The sequence below is a fragment of the Bradyrhizobium sp. MOS001 genome (genome assembly GCF_004634465.1).
Lineage (GTDB): Bacteria > Pseudomonadota > Alphaproteobacteria > Rhizobiales > Xanthobacteraceae > Bradyrhizobium > Bradyrhizobium barranii.
In genome coordinates this window covers 44074-59613 of record NZ_SPVJ01000025.1, presented here as the reverse complement: position 1 = coordinate 59613, position 15540 = coordinate 44074, and the positions used below count along the sequence as shown (strand labels likewise).

Here is a 15540-nt window from a genome sequence, read left to right as displayed (position 1 = left end):
CAGAGGCGCGTGGGAAAGGGAGGGAGAGCTTAAGTGGAGCGGGGCTGATGGCAAGAGCGGTCAGACGCGAACCAACGATGCCCCTATTTGCTTTCCGGGGTCCCTCGGAGACCAGGGCCAAACGGGGGGACCGCGCGACCGCGCCCTTTGAGGATATTTGGAGTTTTTTTGATTTTCGAATTTCCTTTCGTACCATCTCGCAGACAAAGGCTGGTGCGCACTTGCGCCACATCGCGCGCCGCCTTTGTGTACGGGACCGCATAAAATTAAACCAGGAATGCGCGATGGCAAAAATCCTCGTTGGCGTTGTTGCGATGCACCGAACAACGTACGCTCGGCGAGCGGCTCAGGCTGTATGTCGAAGAGAGCTTCCATAATGCTTGAAGAAGTTATCAAGCTTCACTGGTTCGCCGGTATCTCGCCAGAACAGTCTTTTACCGAGGCTGGCCGCCACTGCGAGGCGGTGGTGGCCGCCGATTAAAGTATGGTCATCGGATGCTGTTGCGATGATCTCGCCGTCTTCGTCCACGATTTTCATGTGCTGCCTCCAATCCAGCGTGCGGCCAGGCCGCCGCGATGGTGCGCAATCTATCTAACCTTATGCGGGCCCTGGGCGTTCCAACCCATGAAGATCACGGCTTCCGTATTCGACATGCGCCACATCGCCGCCCTTTGTGTACCAACTGGCAAGGTACCAACTGGCAAGGCCCGATTGCGGAGGGCGCGCGCCAGCACTCGACGGTCCCGGACCTGGAAGCCGCCCGGCGATGACAAATGGGCAAATTGTTTGTTGTGGATCAATTCCAAGGTGCCCAGACAGTCGTACGCTGCGCTGAAAACGAGGGAGGTTCCACATGGCATCAATCTTCTCGACGCCCCATCCAGAAAAATGCCCTCAATGTGGTTCTGGGTTGGTCCATCTAGAGTGGCGTGAGCGCGTCAATGCCCAAGAAATCCATGACCTTTGGCGCTGCTTTAACTGCAAAAGCGAGTTTGTCACCGCCCCCACTCCTGATGAGAGAGAACCCTCGGTCGTCGAGATAACCAAGCCCTTCTTTACGAGCCTAATAGTCTAATCGACTGGCGTGGCTCGCGCTTTACTTGACGCCTTGACCGCCGACGCGCGCCGTTCGGCGGAGATCGTGCGGCGTGAAGCGCTTGAGACCCAATAAATCACAGAGCCGGGGCGTCTTGCTCTTGTCCTTGTTCCGGCACCAAACGCCACTCTTTGCGACGATTGGGCAAATAGGTCCTTGCCGTTACCTACTGTGAGCTTCGTCAGGCAGGATGCGAACGAGCAAGCGCATCCGGTCCTCCACTGGCCCAGGAAACAGGCTAAGGTCGCAGCCCCCATCAAGGGTCAAAAGGACAAGCTCGATGACCACAATCAAGTTCTTGGCGACTGGATTGATCGCGATCACCGTCCTTACAACGACCGCCGTGGCTCGCGAGAAATTCGCAGCCGGGCCAACGCGCATCACGGTGTACGGCAAGCCCTGTCATATATTCAATACCGGCCCCGGCGGCTGCTGGATTGTCTGGGAGGGCATTCCAATATGGTTCGGTCCGTCGGTCCGGGGCGTGCCCGGCCGCATTTGCGACAATGGCGACAATCCGAGGATATGTTGAGATGCGGACGATAGGAGGTGCGCAGCGGTATCCGAGGCAATCGCTGCGCGGTTCGGCCCTCGGCGGCGTCGGTCAGCGCGGTGGCGGCGAGAAGTACGCGCGGGTGCTTGTGCTCGCGTTTCGGCACCGTCTCGCTGAAGTGCCGGATCGCATCGCGCAACGTGATGAGCTCGGTGCCGCTGGGCAGCACGATCTGAGCGTCAAAGCGGCGTAAGCAACCATCGGATTCAGCCATGCTGACGCCAGTCCGACGGTATCCGTTCGCCGCAATCAAAGCGCGCGTATTTCTCGCGAGTCCACGCCTCATGAACGCGCGAGGCCCGGAAATTGGCCTCTGTGCTTTTGGGCAGGATATTCGCTCCATGCCACCTCGAACGCCGCGCGGGAGCCGCCTCGAACGACGGCGCCGAGCCTTTGCGGTGCTCGCGGGGCTTCGAGCCGGGATAGAAGCCGCACTGCCATTGCCAAACCTCGGACGAGTCTGGGGTTTCCGACGGCTTTTGCTATGCTGCCGACGTGATGTCGTCAAAGTGGATGTGCCAGCAATCGCTGCGGTGCGGATCGCGCCGGCGGGTGAGGACGGGCATAGGCGCATTTGAGCGGGGCCGGCAAGGTGCGGCGACCCGGATTGGCCGCGCTCGCTACTGGTCGAGCGGCCCCTTCCAATCTGTAAAGTCGTATACGGCCCACCATCGATGCAACGTCTGCCCGCACGCTTTGCAATCGAAGCGCCCGCTTGCCACGACCGGCCGCCTTATTTGGATAGCGCTGTGAAGCGTCCCGCAAAACAAGCAACTAAAAAAGACGCGCATTGGTCATCGATCCCCGGTCGAAGTGCACCCCGTGCGTTGGCCAACTGGGTCGCCATAGTAAAAAGGGCAGTTTGTATCTTGGCAGTTCAGGCCGAATATTTGTGAGTTCGCGCCAACGAGGGTCCTCGGTCGCGATGCGGCGCGGTGGGCCCAGGGTGCAGTGAGTGCACATAATTCACAAAGGACAAAAGGCCCGGCTGGGCCGGGCCCCATTGCATGCCACTCGCGTCGGTGACTTGTGAGTTCAGAGGCCAAAGGACCAACCGATTGCGAGACGCTGGCTCACTGGCGAATCAGTACCGTAATTTGTCGACACAATTGAGGCCAACGACGGTCGTCCCCGAGCATCTCAAGCTCGGCACTATGCGGCAGTCACGGCCATGGCAGCGATCCTCACGGCCTATCCCTTCGGCGGCTGCAATTCCCCAGCAAACCACCTGGCGACCTCGGGCGACGTGATCGGATCGGCTTCCTCGCAATGCAAGCATGTCGGCCGGAGTGGGCCCTTGCCATCCGGTCGCGCTATCAGGACCAGCGGCTTGCCGCAACGCGCACAATTTAAGGTTTTGGATATCCCGTCCATCGCCTCATTATGGCGCGTGGAACCGGAGAGTCCAGATATTGATGGCGATCTCCGCGACTGACACGCACACAAATTCGCGAATGCCTCATCAGGCTACCGCATCGTCCAGCCACAGTTCGAGCAGCGCGCGATCTGCGTCGCATCTCCTCGGCCGCCAAGAGCACCTGGGCGCGCGCAGGCGCGGCATGCACCTGCGGCAGGTCGGTAGCGCAAGCATGGATGACGCTTATTGCGGCTGGGTTCGCCTGGGATCGAATCAACATCGATCTAGCAATGGTTGGCCTGGGCCTAGCGGCGGCGTCTTGGCTGATCGGGTACGCGCTTCGATACGTTCTCACGGGCGGAGATGATGTCATGTCGAAATTGAAGAGAGACAGTTGAATAAAGGCCACTTCAGTTGGTAGCTTCTGGACGTCGCCTGTTGGCGGCCCTTAGAACGAGCTGACACCGGCCTCAAACGGCAAAGCGACGCGGATCACTCCATCCGGAACAGCCTCGAAGCCGCTTCTGCGCCGAAAAAGGCCAACTTGGAATGATCACATCAGGTTCACGCGCCTGAAGCTTTACTGGGCCATTGCCGAGGTGTTGCTCTTGCGAAGTCTGTCGAGGTCCTCATCAACCGCCAGAGCCATCGGCGTATTCCGCGGCGTCATCCGGTACGTCTGCAAAGAGGGTGCGGCCGCGACCAAAGCTGGCCACGCCGCCTCCGCGTCGGCGGCATGGCCGGTACGAATAAGCGACGATAGCCAGACCGCCTTGCAGACACCTATCGCAGGTGTTCGATCCATACATTCGCGGGCGAAACGCAGCGCATCCTCGTAATCCTGCACGGAATAGCGCAGCCTTGCCCCGTAGAGCGCGTAGTGTGCTGGGCGTACCGGGTTCCAGGAGATCGCCTTCTCGAAGGCTTCAATCGCTGCCTGGGTTCGACCGGCATAATGCAATGCACCGGCAAGGACGACCCAGTTGTCCGGATCGCCAGGGCCGAGCTCGATCGCCCGCTCGGCCGCGCTCACCGCTGACTCAGGGTCCTGACCTGCGTCGGTTACTAAGGACAGCACTCGCCACGAACTGGCACGCAGCGGGTCCAGCGCAATCGCGCGCCTGACGTCGGCGATCGCCTGCGGCAAGTCCTGACGACTGAGCCCAGGATCGTGATGGCCAAAAATCAGCATCTTCTTCACCAGTCCGAGTCCCGTCCACGCGGGCGCGTAGTTCGGATCAAGGCGGACCGCCAGTTCGAGTTCCTGCCGCGCTTGGCGGAGGCTCTCGGAACTTGGTGCCATGGTCAGCGCAAGCGTGCGCAGCACGCGCGCATGCACATCAAGCGAGGCCGGCGCGCGGCTCCGTAACGCCGCCCGGTCCGACTCGCGCACGGTTGCACCAAGCGAGGCGCTGATCCGAGAGATCAACGTTTCAGTAACGTCGGGCAGGTCCTGCGCAGTGGGCTCGAACCGGCCGCTCCAGACGATGCGGTTGTTGCCGGAATCGATCAATTGCACGTGGAGCTGCAGCCGGTCGCCGCGTCTCTCCGCGCTGCCATCCACAAGGTAGCGAGCGCGGGTCATCGCAGCGATCTGCGCCGGCGACAGGTTCTTGCCGCTAAGTTCGGCTGTGGCGAGGGTTGAGACGATGTGCAGGTCGGGGTTGCGCGCAAGTTCGGAGGCAATCATGTAGGCTAATCCGTTGCCGTCCGGACTGCCTTCCTGAGAGGTGTTAAGTACGCGCAGGGGTAGAACTGCAACATCGGCCACCATCCTGTTGTGTACCTTGGGAGGCCCGGAGCCGGCGCCGAGCAGTAGAAGTTGCCAGACCGCCACGATCGCGACTGCCACCATCGCAAGGGCGGCGGCCAGGCGATGGAATCTTCGCACATCGCGCGGCGCCGTGTCGGCCGCGTCAACGATCAGAAGGTAACCACGTCGTGGCATCGTTCGCACGACTTGCTGCCGGCTGTCACCGAGCGCGCGCCGGATCTCGACCACGCATTGCACGAGCGAGTCGTCGGTGACCGAAACGCCCGGCCACACTCGCGCACCGAGATCGAGTTTTGTAACCAGCTCTCCGGGACGGCGCCCCAATTCAAGCAACACTGCCAGAGCCTGAGGCCGCAGCTCAACGGCCTGGCCGTGCAGGTCAAATAACTGCGCCTGATCCAAATTGAGCGTGTATCCGTTCAGCCGCAGGCAGGTCATGCGCACACCTCCCGCCATTGATCTTAGCGGACCGGAAAGTGCGTCTCAAGGCAGCGGCAGAGCCCGATTTCGTCCTTTATCGTGCCTTTTCGTACGGTTTTCCCGCAGACCTGCACTACGTTGACAACCGGAGAGCCGCTGCCCTGAGCCCGCGGTAACCGAATAACGCGATACCGAGAAAGCTGCACCGCGCTCACAGGGCGCACAGTGTGTCCAGTGCCAGACGGTGGTCTCTTTCTTCTCGCGAGATTGCAAATGCGGAAGAGATTTTCGATAGCTATCACAGCGGGAAGGGCGCGTTGCGGCGGAGTCGACCGTCATTCGCGCGCGCGCCGGGGCAGCCGTTACTTCATTGTGTCGATACTGTGCGCGGCCTGCATCGTTCAGTTCGCAACCAATCCAGCGCGGGCTCAATGCACGGCTCGCGATGTCTTGCAAAACCAGCTGAAGCTCAAGACGCGCCCCGCCGAAGTGTCCCAGCAACTCATTCAGTCCGGCCGCGATGTGGCGACATGGAAGACCATTACCATTGGTACCTTCGCTGATCCGCTTGGACTGCGCAATAAGCTGGACGGCATGGGCTGCGGTATCGGGGGGCAGGCCGCTGAAATACTTGCTCGACCGACATTCATCCTTGGCTCTCGCAAGACAGACGTGGAGCTTGTCCTCGTATCGCCAGCCCAGCTTGGATTCACGTCCGATACTGTGACCTTGGCTGATGTTTACGCGCGTGCTCGACAGCTCGGCTTCGAACTCGCGGCAGCCGAAGTCGGCCCGCAATTGCGCATCCAATATCTTGACCAGCCTATCGGCGAATTTCTCATCATCGGAATGGAGCCAATCAAGACGTGGAGTGGCGAGCCGATTGTTCTGAATGTAGCAAATGGCGGCGCCGGATTGATCCTCATCGGCCAGGACGGCAGAGCCGCCTCCGAAATACACGTGAGATCTCGGTTCATCTTCGCGCGCTCGCATCAATCCGCACCCGGCACTGGACCGATCGATCAGGCAGCGGCGTTTCTGCCACCATGAAGAGGAACCAGCAGCGAGGCCACCATGCTTCATCGTGTCTCCATCGCAGCGGCATTGATCGCCGGAGCGATCGTCGGAGGTGAAGTCGCCAACACGGCCGCCCTCAATTCGGGGTACCGAGTGGTTGCCGGCAGCGAGCAGCCATCGGTCGATGTCGAACTCGTTCTTGCTGTTGATGTCTCCTATTCAATGGATCCTGGCGAGCTTTTGCTTCAGCGCGAGGGTTACGCGGAGGCCATCGTTTCCAACGAATTTCTCCAGGCGATCAAGGCCGGGCGGAACCGAAGGTTGGCCCTGGTCTATGTGGAATGGTCTGGACCGAGCGATCAGAAAATCATCGTGCCGTGGAGATTGATCGACAGCCGCGAATCTGCAGCTGCGGTGGCGGCGGAAATCGCGAAAGCGCCGGTTCGCATGGGCTCACGCACCTCGATCTCTGGCGCGATAAATTTCGCATTGCCGCTGTTCGATGCGGATCCGTATCGTGGACTGCGGCGTGTGATCGACGTTTCCGGCGATGGCGTGAACAACGACGGAAGCCCAGTTACCATCGCACGTGATGCGGCGCTGGCAAGGGGCATTACCATCAACGGATTGCCGATCATGCTCGAAGGAAGACTTTCGTCGCAAATGGACATCGACGACCTCGATCTCTATTACGAGGATTGTGTGATTGGCGGGGCCGGCTCATTTATGGTGACGATCAGAAGCCGTGACGGGTTCAAGGAGGCGATCCGAACAAAGCTCGTGCTCGAGGTTGCCGGCGGCGTGCCCCGGGACCGGATCGTTTCGGTGACCGAAAGGGAGCCGCGAATATCCTGCCTCATTGGTGAGGCAATATGGGCGAAACGAAGCCGGTGGTGAGCGCTTCGGTACCTTTTGGAAGGCGCACAGTTCGATCCGCGTTGAACGAGCGTAGTACGTCTGCTCACGGCCCTCAGCCGACATAATTGGCGTTATGGCTGACTTCTGCTTTACCGGAGATGTCCGACTTCATCATCAAATGCGGAAACTGCTTCCGTCGGCCGGAAAGGCAAGGATCGTGGATGCTGTCCCCCCCCACTCATCAGCAGGCGAGCTTGCCTAACACCCTCGCGGGCTGTGCACGAACGAAAAGAGCACGTATCCGGTGTGGTCGTCGCGCTGGGGGTAGCGAAGCTCGCTCCGTGCTGTTGTATTGGCGCGGCAGCTTCGGGCCTGGTGACCCGGAACGGACCTCGTCAAGCGAACGCGGCCGTTGCAGACGATCTGCACAGCGCGTACCGTCGCCGATGCCGATACAAGGAGCCCCAATGACTGATCGAGACAAGATTCTGATTGCCCTTGGCGAAAAGCCTCTGAAGGTTTTCGAAATCATGAAGCGCGTGAACATAAAGCATGAGGACGATTGCCAATCGCTCTTGTTGAAGATGCGTGACGACGGCGCCGTGAAGTTCGATATTCACAAGGGATATTGGCACGCTGTCTGACAATTTTCGATTGATCACCAGCGGCTGGTAGAGTTGCTTGCAAGTTTCCTTAGCGAAGAGAAGACTAGCCGCGTTCAACGACACTCTGAGTCAATGTGGCGCCAGTTTCGACTGAGGCATGGCGCGTGGAACATCACCGACGTCGTCAAGATCGGGCGCCTGGCCGTAGCCCATGCGTTTCATCTGTTCGTGGACCTGTGCCATTTCGGTCTCGCTGAGGCGCGGAGGTTCGCCGATCGCCAGCGCGTGGACATACATCTTCGCCAGGGTCTCCACCTCCACGGCAAGCCAAAGCGCCTTTTCAAATGTCTGCGCCGTTATGATCAAGCCATGATGGCCGAGCAAGCAGGCATTTCGTCCTTCGAGCGCATCGACGGCATAATCCGACAGCGCTTGTGTGCCGAAGCAGGCATAAGGCGAACAACGGATATCGTTGCCACCGGCTACCGCGACCATGTAGTGGAAGCAGGGAATGCCACGCTCGTGCACGGCGAGAATGGTGCTGAAGGTGGAATGCGTATGAAGCACGACGTTTATGTCGGCCCGCGCTCGCAGAATATCGCGATGAAAACGCCATTCTGAAGAAGGGCGATGGTTGCCCTGGTAATTCGCGGCAAAATCCATCGCGACAATGTCTTCTGACCGCATGCGCTCGTAGGGCAAGCTTGTCGGTGTGATTAGCATGCCGTTTGGAATCCGGTGCGAAAGATTGCCGGAAGTCCCTTGGTTGAGACCGTTTCGGTTCATCTCCTTGCAGGTATCGACGATGCCCTGGCGGAGATCGGCATGATTGCGGTCTGTCATGATGGGTGCTCCGAAAAAGAAATCCAGGATTGATAGGCGGCGGAAAGGGTGCGTTTGCACTCATCCTCGCCGAGCGGCGTGACAGCTTCAAGCACCACGCTCGAAACCGGAATCGTACGCGAAAATCTCCGCCACAGCAGCGCCGCGCCGAGCGCCGTTCCATCCCGAGATTGGCTCACGGAGACGCTCTGCGATGGCCGCAACGCGGCCAGAGCGCGCGCGAAGGGCAGGTTGGCGGCGAAGCCACCGTCGATGACGATGTGTTTCGAGCTGCCAAGCGCATCTAGACAGCGGTTTGCGCTGAATGCGGCGTAGAGGACTGCCAACCCCTGCCATTCGGCTGGCGTCTCGGGCCGCGGTCCGATAATGCGTCCGCGGTGAGCTGCACCGGGGAACAGTCCATCATCCCCAACGAAGGAGGGGAGTGCCAGGGTTCCAAGGGCCAGTAGACTCGGCAATGCGGTGAGGACGGCTGCATCAGAAGCGTCGTGGTCTCTGCTGATCAAGTCGTATTCGCGGCCTGTCGCGATCAGCGTGGAGGGTACGTTCTCACCGTCGACATCGATATTGAGCACCATGCCGCGTGTGGCGTCGAGCTTGTCTAGCGCGAGGCCGCGCTGAAAGCCGATCATCCAGGTGCCTGTTGATAGGATCGAGGTATCGGCCATGCCGGCGGCCTTGTAGCGGAACAGGTTGGCGTTGGAATCATGCACGCCGCAGAGGATTTCGGTCGAGCGCGCCAGGCCGGTACGCTTGGCTACGGCCTCCGAAATCCTCCCTAGCACCGCACCGGCGGATGCCCGCTCCGGCAGAAGACGGTCCCAGCCGCGCTTGCGCATCAGGGAGGAAGGCTGATGGTGGAAAAGGTCCCAGATATGGCTCTGAGCCGCGAGCTGTGAAATTTCACTTGCAGCACACCCGCCGAGCCGCAAGGCGAAATACTGCGCAGTCGTAAGATAGGTTTTCGCGCGGGCGAATGCGGTGGGATATGCGCTTTCCTGCCAGAGCAATTGCTTGCCGAGCCGCATCGCGCCGCTGATACCGCAAAACACTTCATCATAGGCAGGCGCAATCCGGGCGTAGGTCTGGTCGATCTCAGGCGGCGAGACCGCATCATAGTCCATCATCGGCAGCACTGGCTCGTCACCTTCGACAAGAACGGCGCCACACCCATGCGCGGTCGCGATCACCGCGCCGATGGTGTGGCGTTGCGTCACCACGGCCAAAGTGTCGAGGAACCACTCTTCCAGCCCGGCAAGATCATAGGCGAGGTATGGTCCTGCCGTGGTCGGCACATTCGGGATCGAAAGTGCTTCGAGCGGCCAGCCGTCCTCACTCGCGACCAGCAGTTTCAGATTCGTCTTGCCAATGTCGAGAACCGCGATCCGGGGAGAGGCTTCCGATCTTGTCATCGTTGTCTACCGGGGCGCTTTGCCGCCCAGATGGGGAACCGCAGCAACGGCAATCAGGATGCCCCCCCAGATCGCCAGAGTGAGGAACTGGCTGAGATTGAGAAGGTTGAACGCCGAGGAGATCACCTGAAGGATTATCAGCGCAAGCAGCAATCCGCCGACCTTGCCAAAGCCGCCAAATGGATCGACGCCACCGAGCACTGCTGCAAGAATGGTGACGAGCAGATAGCTCTCGCCATATGCCGCGTTGGCTGAATTGAAACGTGCCAGCATGACGACCGCTGCGACACCGGCGAGCAGGCTCGAGAGGACATATAGCTTGAGCAGGACGGCGCGGGTATCGACGCCGGAGTAGCGGGTTGCCTTCTCGTTCGAGCCGATCATGTAAACCCTTGCCCCGAAGGGCGTTGCGTTTAGCATGAGCGCGACCGGCAACGCACAGAGCGCCAGCACGATCAGGGCAAAAGGCACCCCGAGAACCGTTCCATTGCCGATGAAAACAATGGGCTCCGGAAATCCGGAGATGACATTGCCGCGCGTCAGGCCGATCGCGAGTCCCTTGCAGAGTGTCATGGTGCCGAGGGTTGCGAGGATCGGCGAAACGCCGAGATAGGCGATGACAAATCCGTTGACAAGGCCGACCAGTGCCGCGACGGCAAACCCTGCCGCAATCGCCAGCACCTGTACGCCGACCCAGGCAATGCCCTGAGTGCCCGGAATGTAGTGCGTCAGCAGGAAGGCAATGGTCAGTCCAGAGAGATTAGCGGTGGCGATGATGGAAAGGTTGAGGCCTCCAGATAACAAGGCCAGCATCATCGCAAGCGAAAGGATGCCGAGCTCCGGCATCTGGAAGGCCATCGATTGCAGCGTGTTGACGGAGAAAAACCGGTCGCCGATGGTAATGGCGAACACCAACCAGAGCGCGACCAACAACAGCATCAGGGTTGCGATCGTCCCGCTGCCGGCAAAACGGATCAGGCGTCCGCGAAGGGCGAGGGTGGACTCATTTCTCATGCCGCGCGCTCCGGGTCCGCCGTTCTCGCTGCGACCAGGCTGTTGCCGAGACCGAGATCAGAATGACCAACCCGACAAAAAATGGCGACCAGTAGGACGAAACGCCAAGCAAAATGATTCCATTCTGCAGGATGGCGAGCAGTGCCAACCCCAGAAACGTGCCGAGAACGGTGCCGACGCCGCCCATCAGGCTGGCGCCGCCGAGCACGACGGCCGCAACCACATCGAGCTCCTTGCCCACCAGCACCGTCGGAGCGACGGACTGTGCAAGCTGCGCCTGGACCAGTGAGGCGATACCGGCCATGACCCCCATGTAGCAATAGACCAGCATGTTGAGGCCGAAGACATGGAAGCCGAGTCGCTGCGCGGCATCGGTATTGCCCCCCATGGCGTAGATTTGACGACCGATATTGCTACGATTGAGCAGGAGCCAGGTGAAGAGAAATGAGAACCCGAGCGCGAGGATCTGCAGGTTGACGCCGTAGGACGTATCTTTGCCCCAATCGAACTCGAACCAGAATATCCCGGTCGCGAACCAGTCGGGTAACGAATAGATATATTTACCGCCCGTGAAGAAAATCAGCAGCCCATAGAAAATGTTCAACGTTGCGACGGACACGATGATTGATGGTATCCGAAGCTTCTGGATGAAGATCGCGTTGAGGGCGCCGAGCGCACCGCCAATGCCGATCGCGATCGCAAAAACGCAGATCCAGTTCGCGCCGTATGCGTTCGCCACCGTAAGCGTGACATATTGCGCCACCGATGCCGTCGCCGTGAAGGAGATGTCGATTCCGCCGGCGATCAGCACCACGAGCAGCCCGAGGGCGAGGATGCCTACGAATGCGTAGGAGGTCAGCAGGTCGAACAGATTCTGCATGGTCAGGAACTGGCCGTTCGCCGCGCCCAGGCTGACGCAGAGCACGAGGATCACGATCAACAGCCAGAACTCATGGCTGCGCCGAAACCTGCCAAATGAAGCAAACCGCGATTCAGGCATTGACTGCCTGCCGAAGCGCATCTTCGGAGGTGTCTGCGGCCATCACGTCAGCGGTCAAACGCCCTTCGCGCATCACCAGCACGCGATGGCTGTGATAAAGTACCTCGGGGATTTCGTCCGATATCATCAGCACTGCGACGCCCTCGCGGGCCAGCCGCCGGATGATCTCATAAATCCCATCCTTAGCGCGGATGTCGACACCGACCGTCGGGCTATCAAGGATAAGCACTCGTGGGTTGGTCGCCATCCATTTGGCGAGCACGATCCGCTGCTGATTACCGCCGGAGAGCGTCTTGACCGGGTTGTTGGGATCAGAGACCTTGATTCCGAGTTCGGCGACCCACCGCGCAACATGGCTTTGCCGCGCGCGTGCGGCAATCAGGCCGAACGCGCCGGCAAGACGTTCCAAAACAGTCAGCGTGACGTTCGACGTGATCGACTGGTCAAGGATGAGGCCAAGTGTAAGCCTGTCCTCAGATACGTAGGCGATGCCTCGACGGATCGCGTCTGCATTCGTGTTCAGCGCGATGCGGTGGCCGTCAAGCGCCATGGTGCCTCGATCGGGCGGGTTCATGCCGAACAGCGACAGTGCGAGCTCGGTTCGGCCCGATCCAAGCAATCCGGTAAGGCCCACGACTTCTCCGGCGCGTAACTGCAAGCTCACATCGTCGTAGTCACCATCGCGGCCAAGGCCCTGGACTTCGAGAACAACCGCACCCACGGCAAGGTCGGGCACCTGTTTCTGATACTCGAAAGCCTTCCCGGTCATCAGGTGACTGAGTTTGCTGCCGTCGATGGTCGCTGCGGCAAAGGTGCCTACCTTGGCGCCGTCCCGCAGCACCGTCACGCGTTCGGCAATCTCAAGCACCTCGTCGAGGCGATGGCTCACGAATACGACGCAGATACCGCTTCTTTTTAGGTCGCTGACGAGCTTGATCAAGGTGTTGACCTCGTGGCGGGTCAGCGACGCCGTCGGCTCATCCATGATGAGAAGTTTGGCATCCGCCGCCAAGGCCCGGCAGATCGCGACCAGCTGGCGTCCGGCAATGCTGAGTTCGGAGACTTTTGTTTCTGGATCGACCTGAATGCCGACCTTCGCCATTGTGGCCATGGCGATGGCCCGCATAGAGGACCAGTTCACCGTGTGGACGCCGCCAAGATGGTGAGCCATGGCGATGTTCTCGACGACGGTGAGGTTGGAGAATAGCGATAGATCCTGATAGATGACCTGAATGCCGCAATGGGTGGAGTAGACCGGGCTTAGTTTTGGGTACTCCTTGCCGGAAATGACGATCCGGCCTCCTGGTTCCGGCGCCTCGACGCCGGAAATGATCTTGATCAGCGTGGACTTGCCGGATCCGTTTTCGCCGACAAGGCAATGCACCTCTCCGATCTCCAGCGTCAGATCGACGTCGCGAAGCGCATGCACGCCGCCGAAACGTTTTGATATGCCGGACATCTCAAGGAAAGTCGTCAAGGCTTCGTCCTGTAATGGGACCGCTCGTCAAGCGATCGCCTCGACGAGGATCGCATTCCCGGCCGGAAAGCCGGGAATGCAGCGCGACGAGGCGGCTGGGACCGGTGTAGTTCTAGAGTCCTCCGGCGATCAGTCCGTCGATGGTTTCTTTGTTGATCCGCATGATCTTGTCGACCTTGATCTGCTTGCCGGCCACATCGACCGCAGCCTTGCCGAGGCCGGGAACATCGACGCCATCCGTGATTGGCTTGCCATCAAGCACGAGCTTGGCAACTGCAACCATGGCGTAACCTGCATCGGTGGGATTCCAAAGGAAACCTTCGCGGATGGTATCATCCGCGATGAGCGATTTCGCCTGGCTCGGCAGCACCGTGCCGACCACGGCGATCTTCTTGCCAAGGCGTTGCTGACGCACCGCATTGCCGGCCCCGATCGGCCCATTCGAGCCGAAGCCGAGAATGCCGCGCAGGTTCGGATAGGCCTTGATCACGTCAAGCGTCGTGCGCTGGCTGGTATCGATCTCGTCGGCGCCGGGGAAACGGTCGGCGACGAGCTTCATTTTCGGGAAATTCTTCTGCTGATAGGCAATCGCGGCGTCGGCCCATTTGTTGTGAAGCGGCGTCGTCAACGTCCCGACATAAACCACGTAATCGCCTTCGCCGCCCATGTCCTTGGCGAGACGCTCCATCTGCACTTCACCGAAGCGAACGGAATCGATCAATTCGACATTCCAGTCACGGCCTTCTTGTTCGGGGCCCTCATGGGTGATGACTTTGATGCCGGCCGCCTGGGCGCGCTTGAGCACCGGCTCGCACACTTTGACGTCCAGCGGCACCAAGCCGATCACGTTGACCTTTTTGGCGATCAGGTCATCGAGCAGCTTTACCTGTTGTGCCGGATCGACGTTCGCCGGTCCAACCATGGTGGCATTGATGCTGAAGTCCTTGGCGCCCTTCTGGATTCCCTTTTCAAGAGCGTTGAACCACGGAATGCCGGCGATCTTCACGACCGTGACCATTTCCTTTTGAGCCTGCGCAAAAGCAAACCCCGGAAAACCGGTACCGGCGATCGCCGCCGCACCACCAAGCATTTTGATTGTCTGGCGTCTGTCCATTGTTCCCTCCCAGGAAGCTATTTTTAGCCTCCGCTCCTTTACCCGGCACTCGCCTGGCGGAGCAGTTGGCCTTATTCTTGATTGGCGGCGAAAATTTCGCCTCCAGCCTCAGGACTTGCCTGGGGATTAGAGACCAACGCTACGAGAGGTGTCAAGCAAGCGACATGTCAGCTAGCCCCGCCTGTGGCGATGTCCGGGCATGGCCGATTTTGTTGCAAAAGTCGGCTGTAACCGACGGATGTCTTTCGGCCATTCGGTAAGGCCGACCGGCTTTGATCCGCCGACCCTAACGCGCGAGGCGCCTCAGATTTTGAGCGATTGCAGCAAGAACAAACTCGTCCTGGGCGCCCCGTGGGCCACGAAGCCGAAGCCGACCAAGCCTCAGGATGCGCTTCAAATGCGCAAACCGCATCTCGATCTTCTTGCGCTGACGTCGCGACGTCTCGAATCCCTCGGTGCCAGCGAACGACCGGGCGACGTCCCGGGCGTGCTCATGTATGTTGCGCAGGATCTTGCGCGATGGTTCTTTTGGACAGCACTGCGGTTTAAGCGGGCATGCGTCGCAGTCGAGCTTGCTCGCACGATACAAAAGCGTTTTGCCCCCGTGCACGGTGCCGCTCGTCCCGAGCCGCTTTCCGGCCGGGGCAGTGGTAGACGTCGCTGGTCGGATCATATCGAAAGTCGCTGCGCGAGAAGGTACCGTCATCTCGCTTCGACTTGTCGAACACGGGGATATGTGGTGCGATGCCCTTCGCCTCGACCAGCCAGTTCAGCATCGGAGCAGCCCCGAAAGCGGTATCCCCGGCAAGCCGCTCCGGCTTGAGACCAAAGCGCTCCTCTGTTCATTCGATCATTATCCTCGCCGCTCCGACCTCGGCCTGGCGAATTCCCATCCGTCCGGCTCGCCACGAGCCTTTGCGGGCACACTTCAGGAAATCAGGCAGATGGTCTAGTGAACTGATGTCGCTGCGCCGTTTTCGAAATAATTCCGCTTGGCCG

At 59.9% G+C, this 15540-nt stretch carries 13 protein-coding genes and 1 pseudogene; 4 read left to right on the top strand and 10 right to left on the bottom strand.

The annotated features are described in order from the left end of the window. Positions 1 to 346: 346 nt before the first annotated feature. Positions 347 to 538: a hypothetical protein gene (locus CT676_RS26310; RefSeq protein WP_028150075.1), complete on the bottom strand. Its 192-nt coding sequence runs from the start codon at positions 536 to 538 to the stop codon at positions 347 to 349. Between the two features lie 839 nt (positions 539 to 1377). Between CT676_RS26310 and CT676_RS26305 the strand changes: the two genes are divergently transcribed. Together CT676_RS26305 and CT676_RS26300 are read left to right on the top strand one after the other, a co-directional pair. Next, positions 1378 to 1629 (top strand): hypothetical protein, encoded by a 252-nt coding sequence (locus CT676_RS26305; RefSeq protein ID WP_135215647.1) that lies wholly within the window; start codon positions 1378 to 1380, stop codon positions 1627 to 1629. Position 1630: 1 nt separating this feature from the next. After that, complete coding sequence (locus tag CT676_RS26300; protein ID WP_135215646.1) at positions 1631 to 1843, top strand: hypothetical protein; 213 nt, start codon at positions 1631 to 1633, stop codon at positions 1841 to 1843. A 1744-nt stretch (positions 1844 to 3587) separates the two neighbouring features. On the opposite strand, the gene CT676_RS26295 is transcribed toward CT676_RS26300, so the two are convergent. Then, positions 3588 to 5219 (bottom strand): tetratricopeptide repeat protein, encoded by a 1632-nt coding sequence (locus CT676_RS26295; RefSeq protein WP_167768164.1) that lies wholly within the window; start codon positions 5217 to 5219, stop codon positions 3588 to 3590. A gap of 45 nt (positions 5220 to 5264) precedes the next feature. Further along, positions 5265 to 6284 carry a hypothetical protein gene (locus CT676_RS46290; protein ID WP_167768163.1) on the bottom strand — a complete coding sequence of 340 codons (1020 nt, stop codon included), beginning with the start codon at positions 6282 to 6284 and terminating at the stop codon, positions 5265 to 5267. Here CT676_RS46290 and CT676_RS26285 point away from each other — a divergent pair. Next, entirely contained in the window at positions 6276 to 7115 is an 840-nt protein-coding gene (locus CT676_RS26285; protein WP_135215643.1) for a DUF1194 domain-containing protein, read from the top strand. The two genes, CT676_RS46290 and CT676_RS26285, sit on opposite strands and share 9 nt — an antisense overlap. A 428-nt stretch (positions 7116 to 7543) precedes the next feature. Then, positions 7544 to 7720 carry a hypothetical protein gene (locus CT676_RS44300; RefSeq protein WP_167768162.1) on the top strand — a complete coding sequence of 59 codons (177 nt, stop codon included), beginning with the start codon at positions 7544 to 7546 and terminating at the stop codon, positions 7718 to 7720. A gap of 90 nt (positions 7721 to 7810) precedes the next feature. Here CT676_RS44300 and CT676_RS26280 read toward each other — a convergent pair whose 3' ends face one another. The 7 genes and pseudogenes from CT676_RS26280 to CT676_RS26250 all read right to left on the bottom strand — a co-directional run. Further along, complete coding sequence (locus tag CT676_RS26280) at positions 7811 to 8524, bottom strand: class II aldolase/adducin family protein (protein ID WP_063981226.1); 714 nt, start codon at positions 8522 to 8524, stop codon at positions 7811 to 7813. Beyond that, positions 8521 to 9936: an FGGY-family carbohydrate kinase gene (locus tag CT676_RS26275; RefSeq protein ID WP_135215642.1), complete on the bottom strand. Its 1416-nt coding sequence runs from the start codon at positions 9934 to 9936 to the stop codon at positions 8521 to 8523. The genes CT676_RS26280 and CT676_RS26275 overlap by 4 nt, the downstream gene beginning before the upstream one ends. 6 nt (positions 9937 to 9942) lie before the next feature. Beyond that, positions 9943 to 10875: an ABC transporter permease gene (locus CT676_RS26270; RefSeq protein WP_244623270.1), complete on the bottom strand. Its 933-nt coding sequence runs from the start codon at positions 10873 to 10875 to the stop codon at positions 9943 to 9945. A 64-nt stretch (positions 10876 to 10939) separates the two neighbouring features. Then, complete coding sequence (locus CT676_RS26265) at positions 10940 to 11950, bottom strand: ABC transporter permease (protein WP_135215677.1); 1011 nt, start codon at positions 11948 to 11950, stop codon at positions 10940 to 10942. Next, complete coding sequence (locus tag CT676_RS26260; protein ID WP_135215641.1) at positions 11943 to 13427, bottom strand: sugar ABC transporter ATP-binding protein; 1485 nt, start codon at positions 13425 to 13427, stop codon at positions 11943 to 11945. Before CT676_RS26260 ends, CT676_RS26265 begins: the two co-directional genes overlap by 8 nt. Before the next feature lie 112 nt (positions 13428 to 13539). Then, on the bottom strand, positions 13540 to 14541 hold the full coding sequence (locus CT676_RS26255) for an autoinducer 2 ABC transporter substrate-binding protein (RefSeq protein WP_028150067.1): 1002 nt from the start codon (positions 14539 to 14541) through the stop codon (positions 13540 to 13542). A 286-nt stretch (positions 14542 to 14827) separates the two neighbouring features. After that, a pseudogene (locus CT676_RS26250) lies at positions 14828 to 15428 on the bottom strand (transposase); the annotation flags it as partial. Positions 15429 to 15540 lie beyond the last annotated feature (112 nt).

Excerpts from the sequence above, each read along its gene's own strand:
- CT676_RS26310 (WP_028150075.1), bottom strand. The coding sequence starts at position 538 with ATGAAAATCGTGGACGAAGACGGCGAGATCATCGCAACAGCATCCGAT.
- CT676_RS26305 (WP_135215647.1), top strand. The coding sequence starts at position 1,378 with ATGACCACAATCAAGTTCTTGGCGACTGGATTGATCGCGATCACCGTC.
- CT676_RS26300 (WP_135215646.1), top strand. The coding sequence starts at position 1,631 with ATGCGGACGATAGGAGGTGCGCAGCGGTATCCGAGGCAATCGCTGCGC.
- CT676_RS26295 (WP_167768164.1), bottom strand. The coding sequence starts at position 5,219 with ATGACCTGCCTGCGGCTGAACGGATACACGCTCAATTTGGATCAGGCG.
- CT676_RS26285 (WP_135215643.1), top strand. The coding sequence starts at position 6,276 with ATGCTTCATCGTGTCTCCATCGCAGCGGCATTGATCGCCGGAGCGATC.
- CT676_RS46290 (WP_167768163.1), bottom strand. The coding sequence starts at position 6,284 with ATGAAGCATGGTGGCCTCGCTGCTGGTTCCTCTTCATGGTGGCAGAAA.
- CT676_RS44300 (WP_167768162.1), top strand. The coding sequence starts at position 7,544 with ATGACTGATCGAGACAAGATTCTGATTGCCCTTGGCGAAAAGCCTCTG.
- CT676_RS26280 (WP_063981226.1), bottom strand. The coding sequence starts at position 8,524 with ATGACAGACCGCAATCATGCCGATCTCCGCCAGGGCATCGTCGATACC.
- CT676_RS26275 (WP_135215642.1), bottom strand. The coding sequence starts at position 9,936 with ATGACAAGATCGGAAGCCTCTCCCCGGATCGCGGTTCTCGACATTGGC.
- CT676_RS26270 (WP_244623270.1), bottom strand. The coding sequence starts at position 10,875 with ATGCTGTTGTTGGTCGCGCTCTGGTTGGTGTTCGCCATTACCATCGGC.
- CT676_RS26265 (WP_135215677.1), bottom strand. The coding sequence starts at position 11,950 with ATGCCTGAATCGCGGTTTGCTTCATTTGGCAGGTTTCGGCGCAGCCAT.
- CT676_RS26255 (WP_028150067.1), bottom strand. The coding sequence starts at position 14,541 with ATGGACAGACGCCAGACAATCAAAATGCTTGGTGGTGCGGCGGCGATC.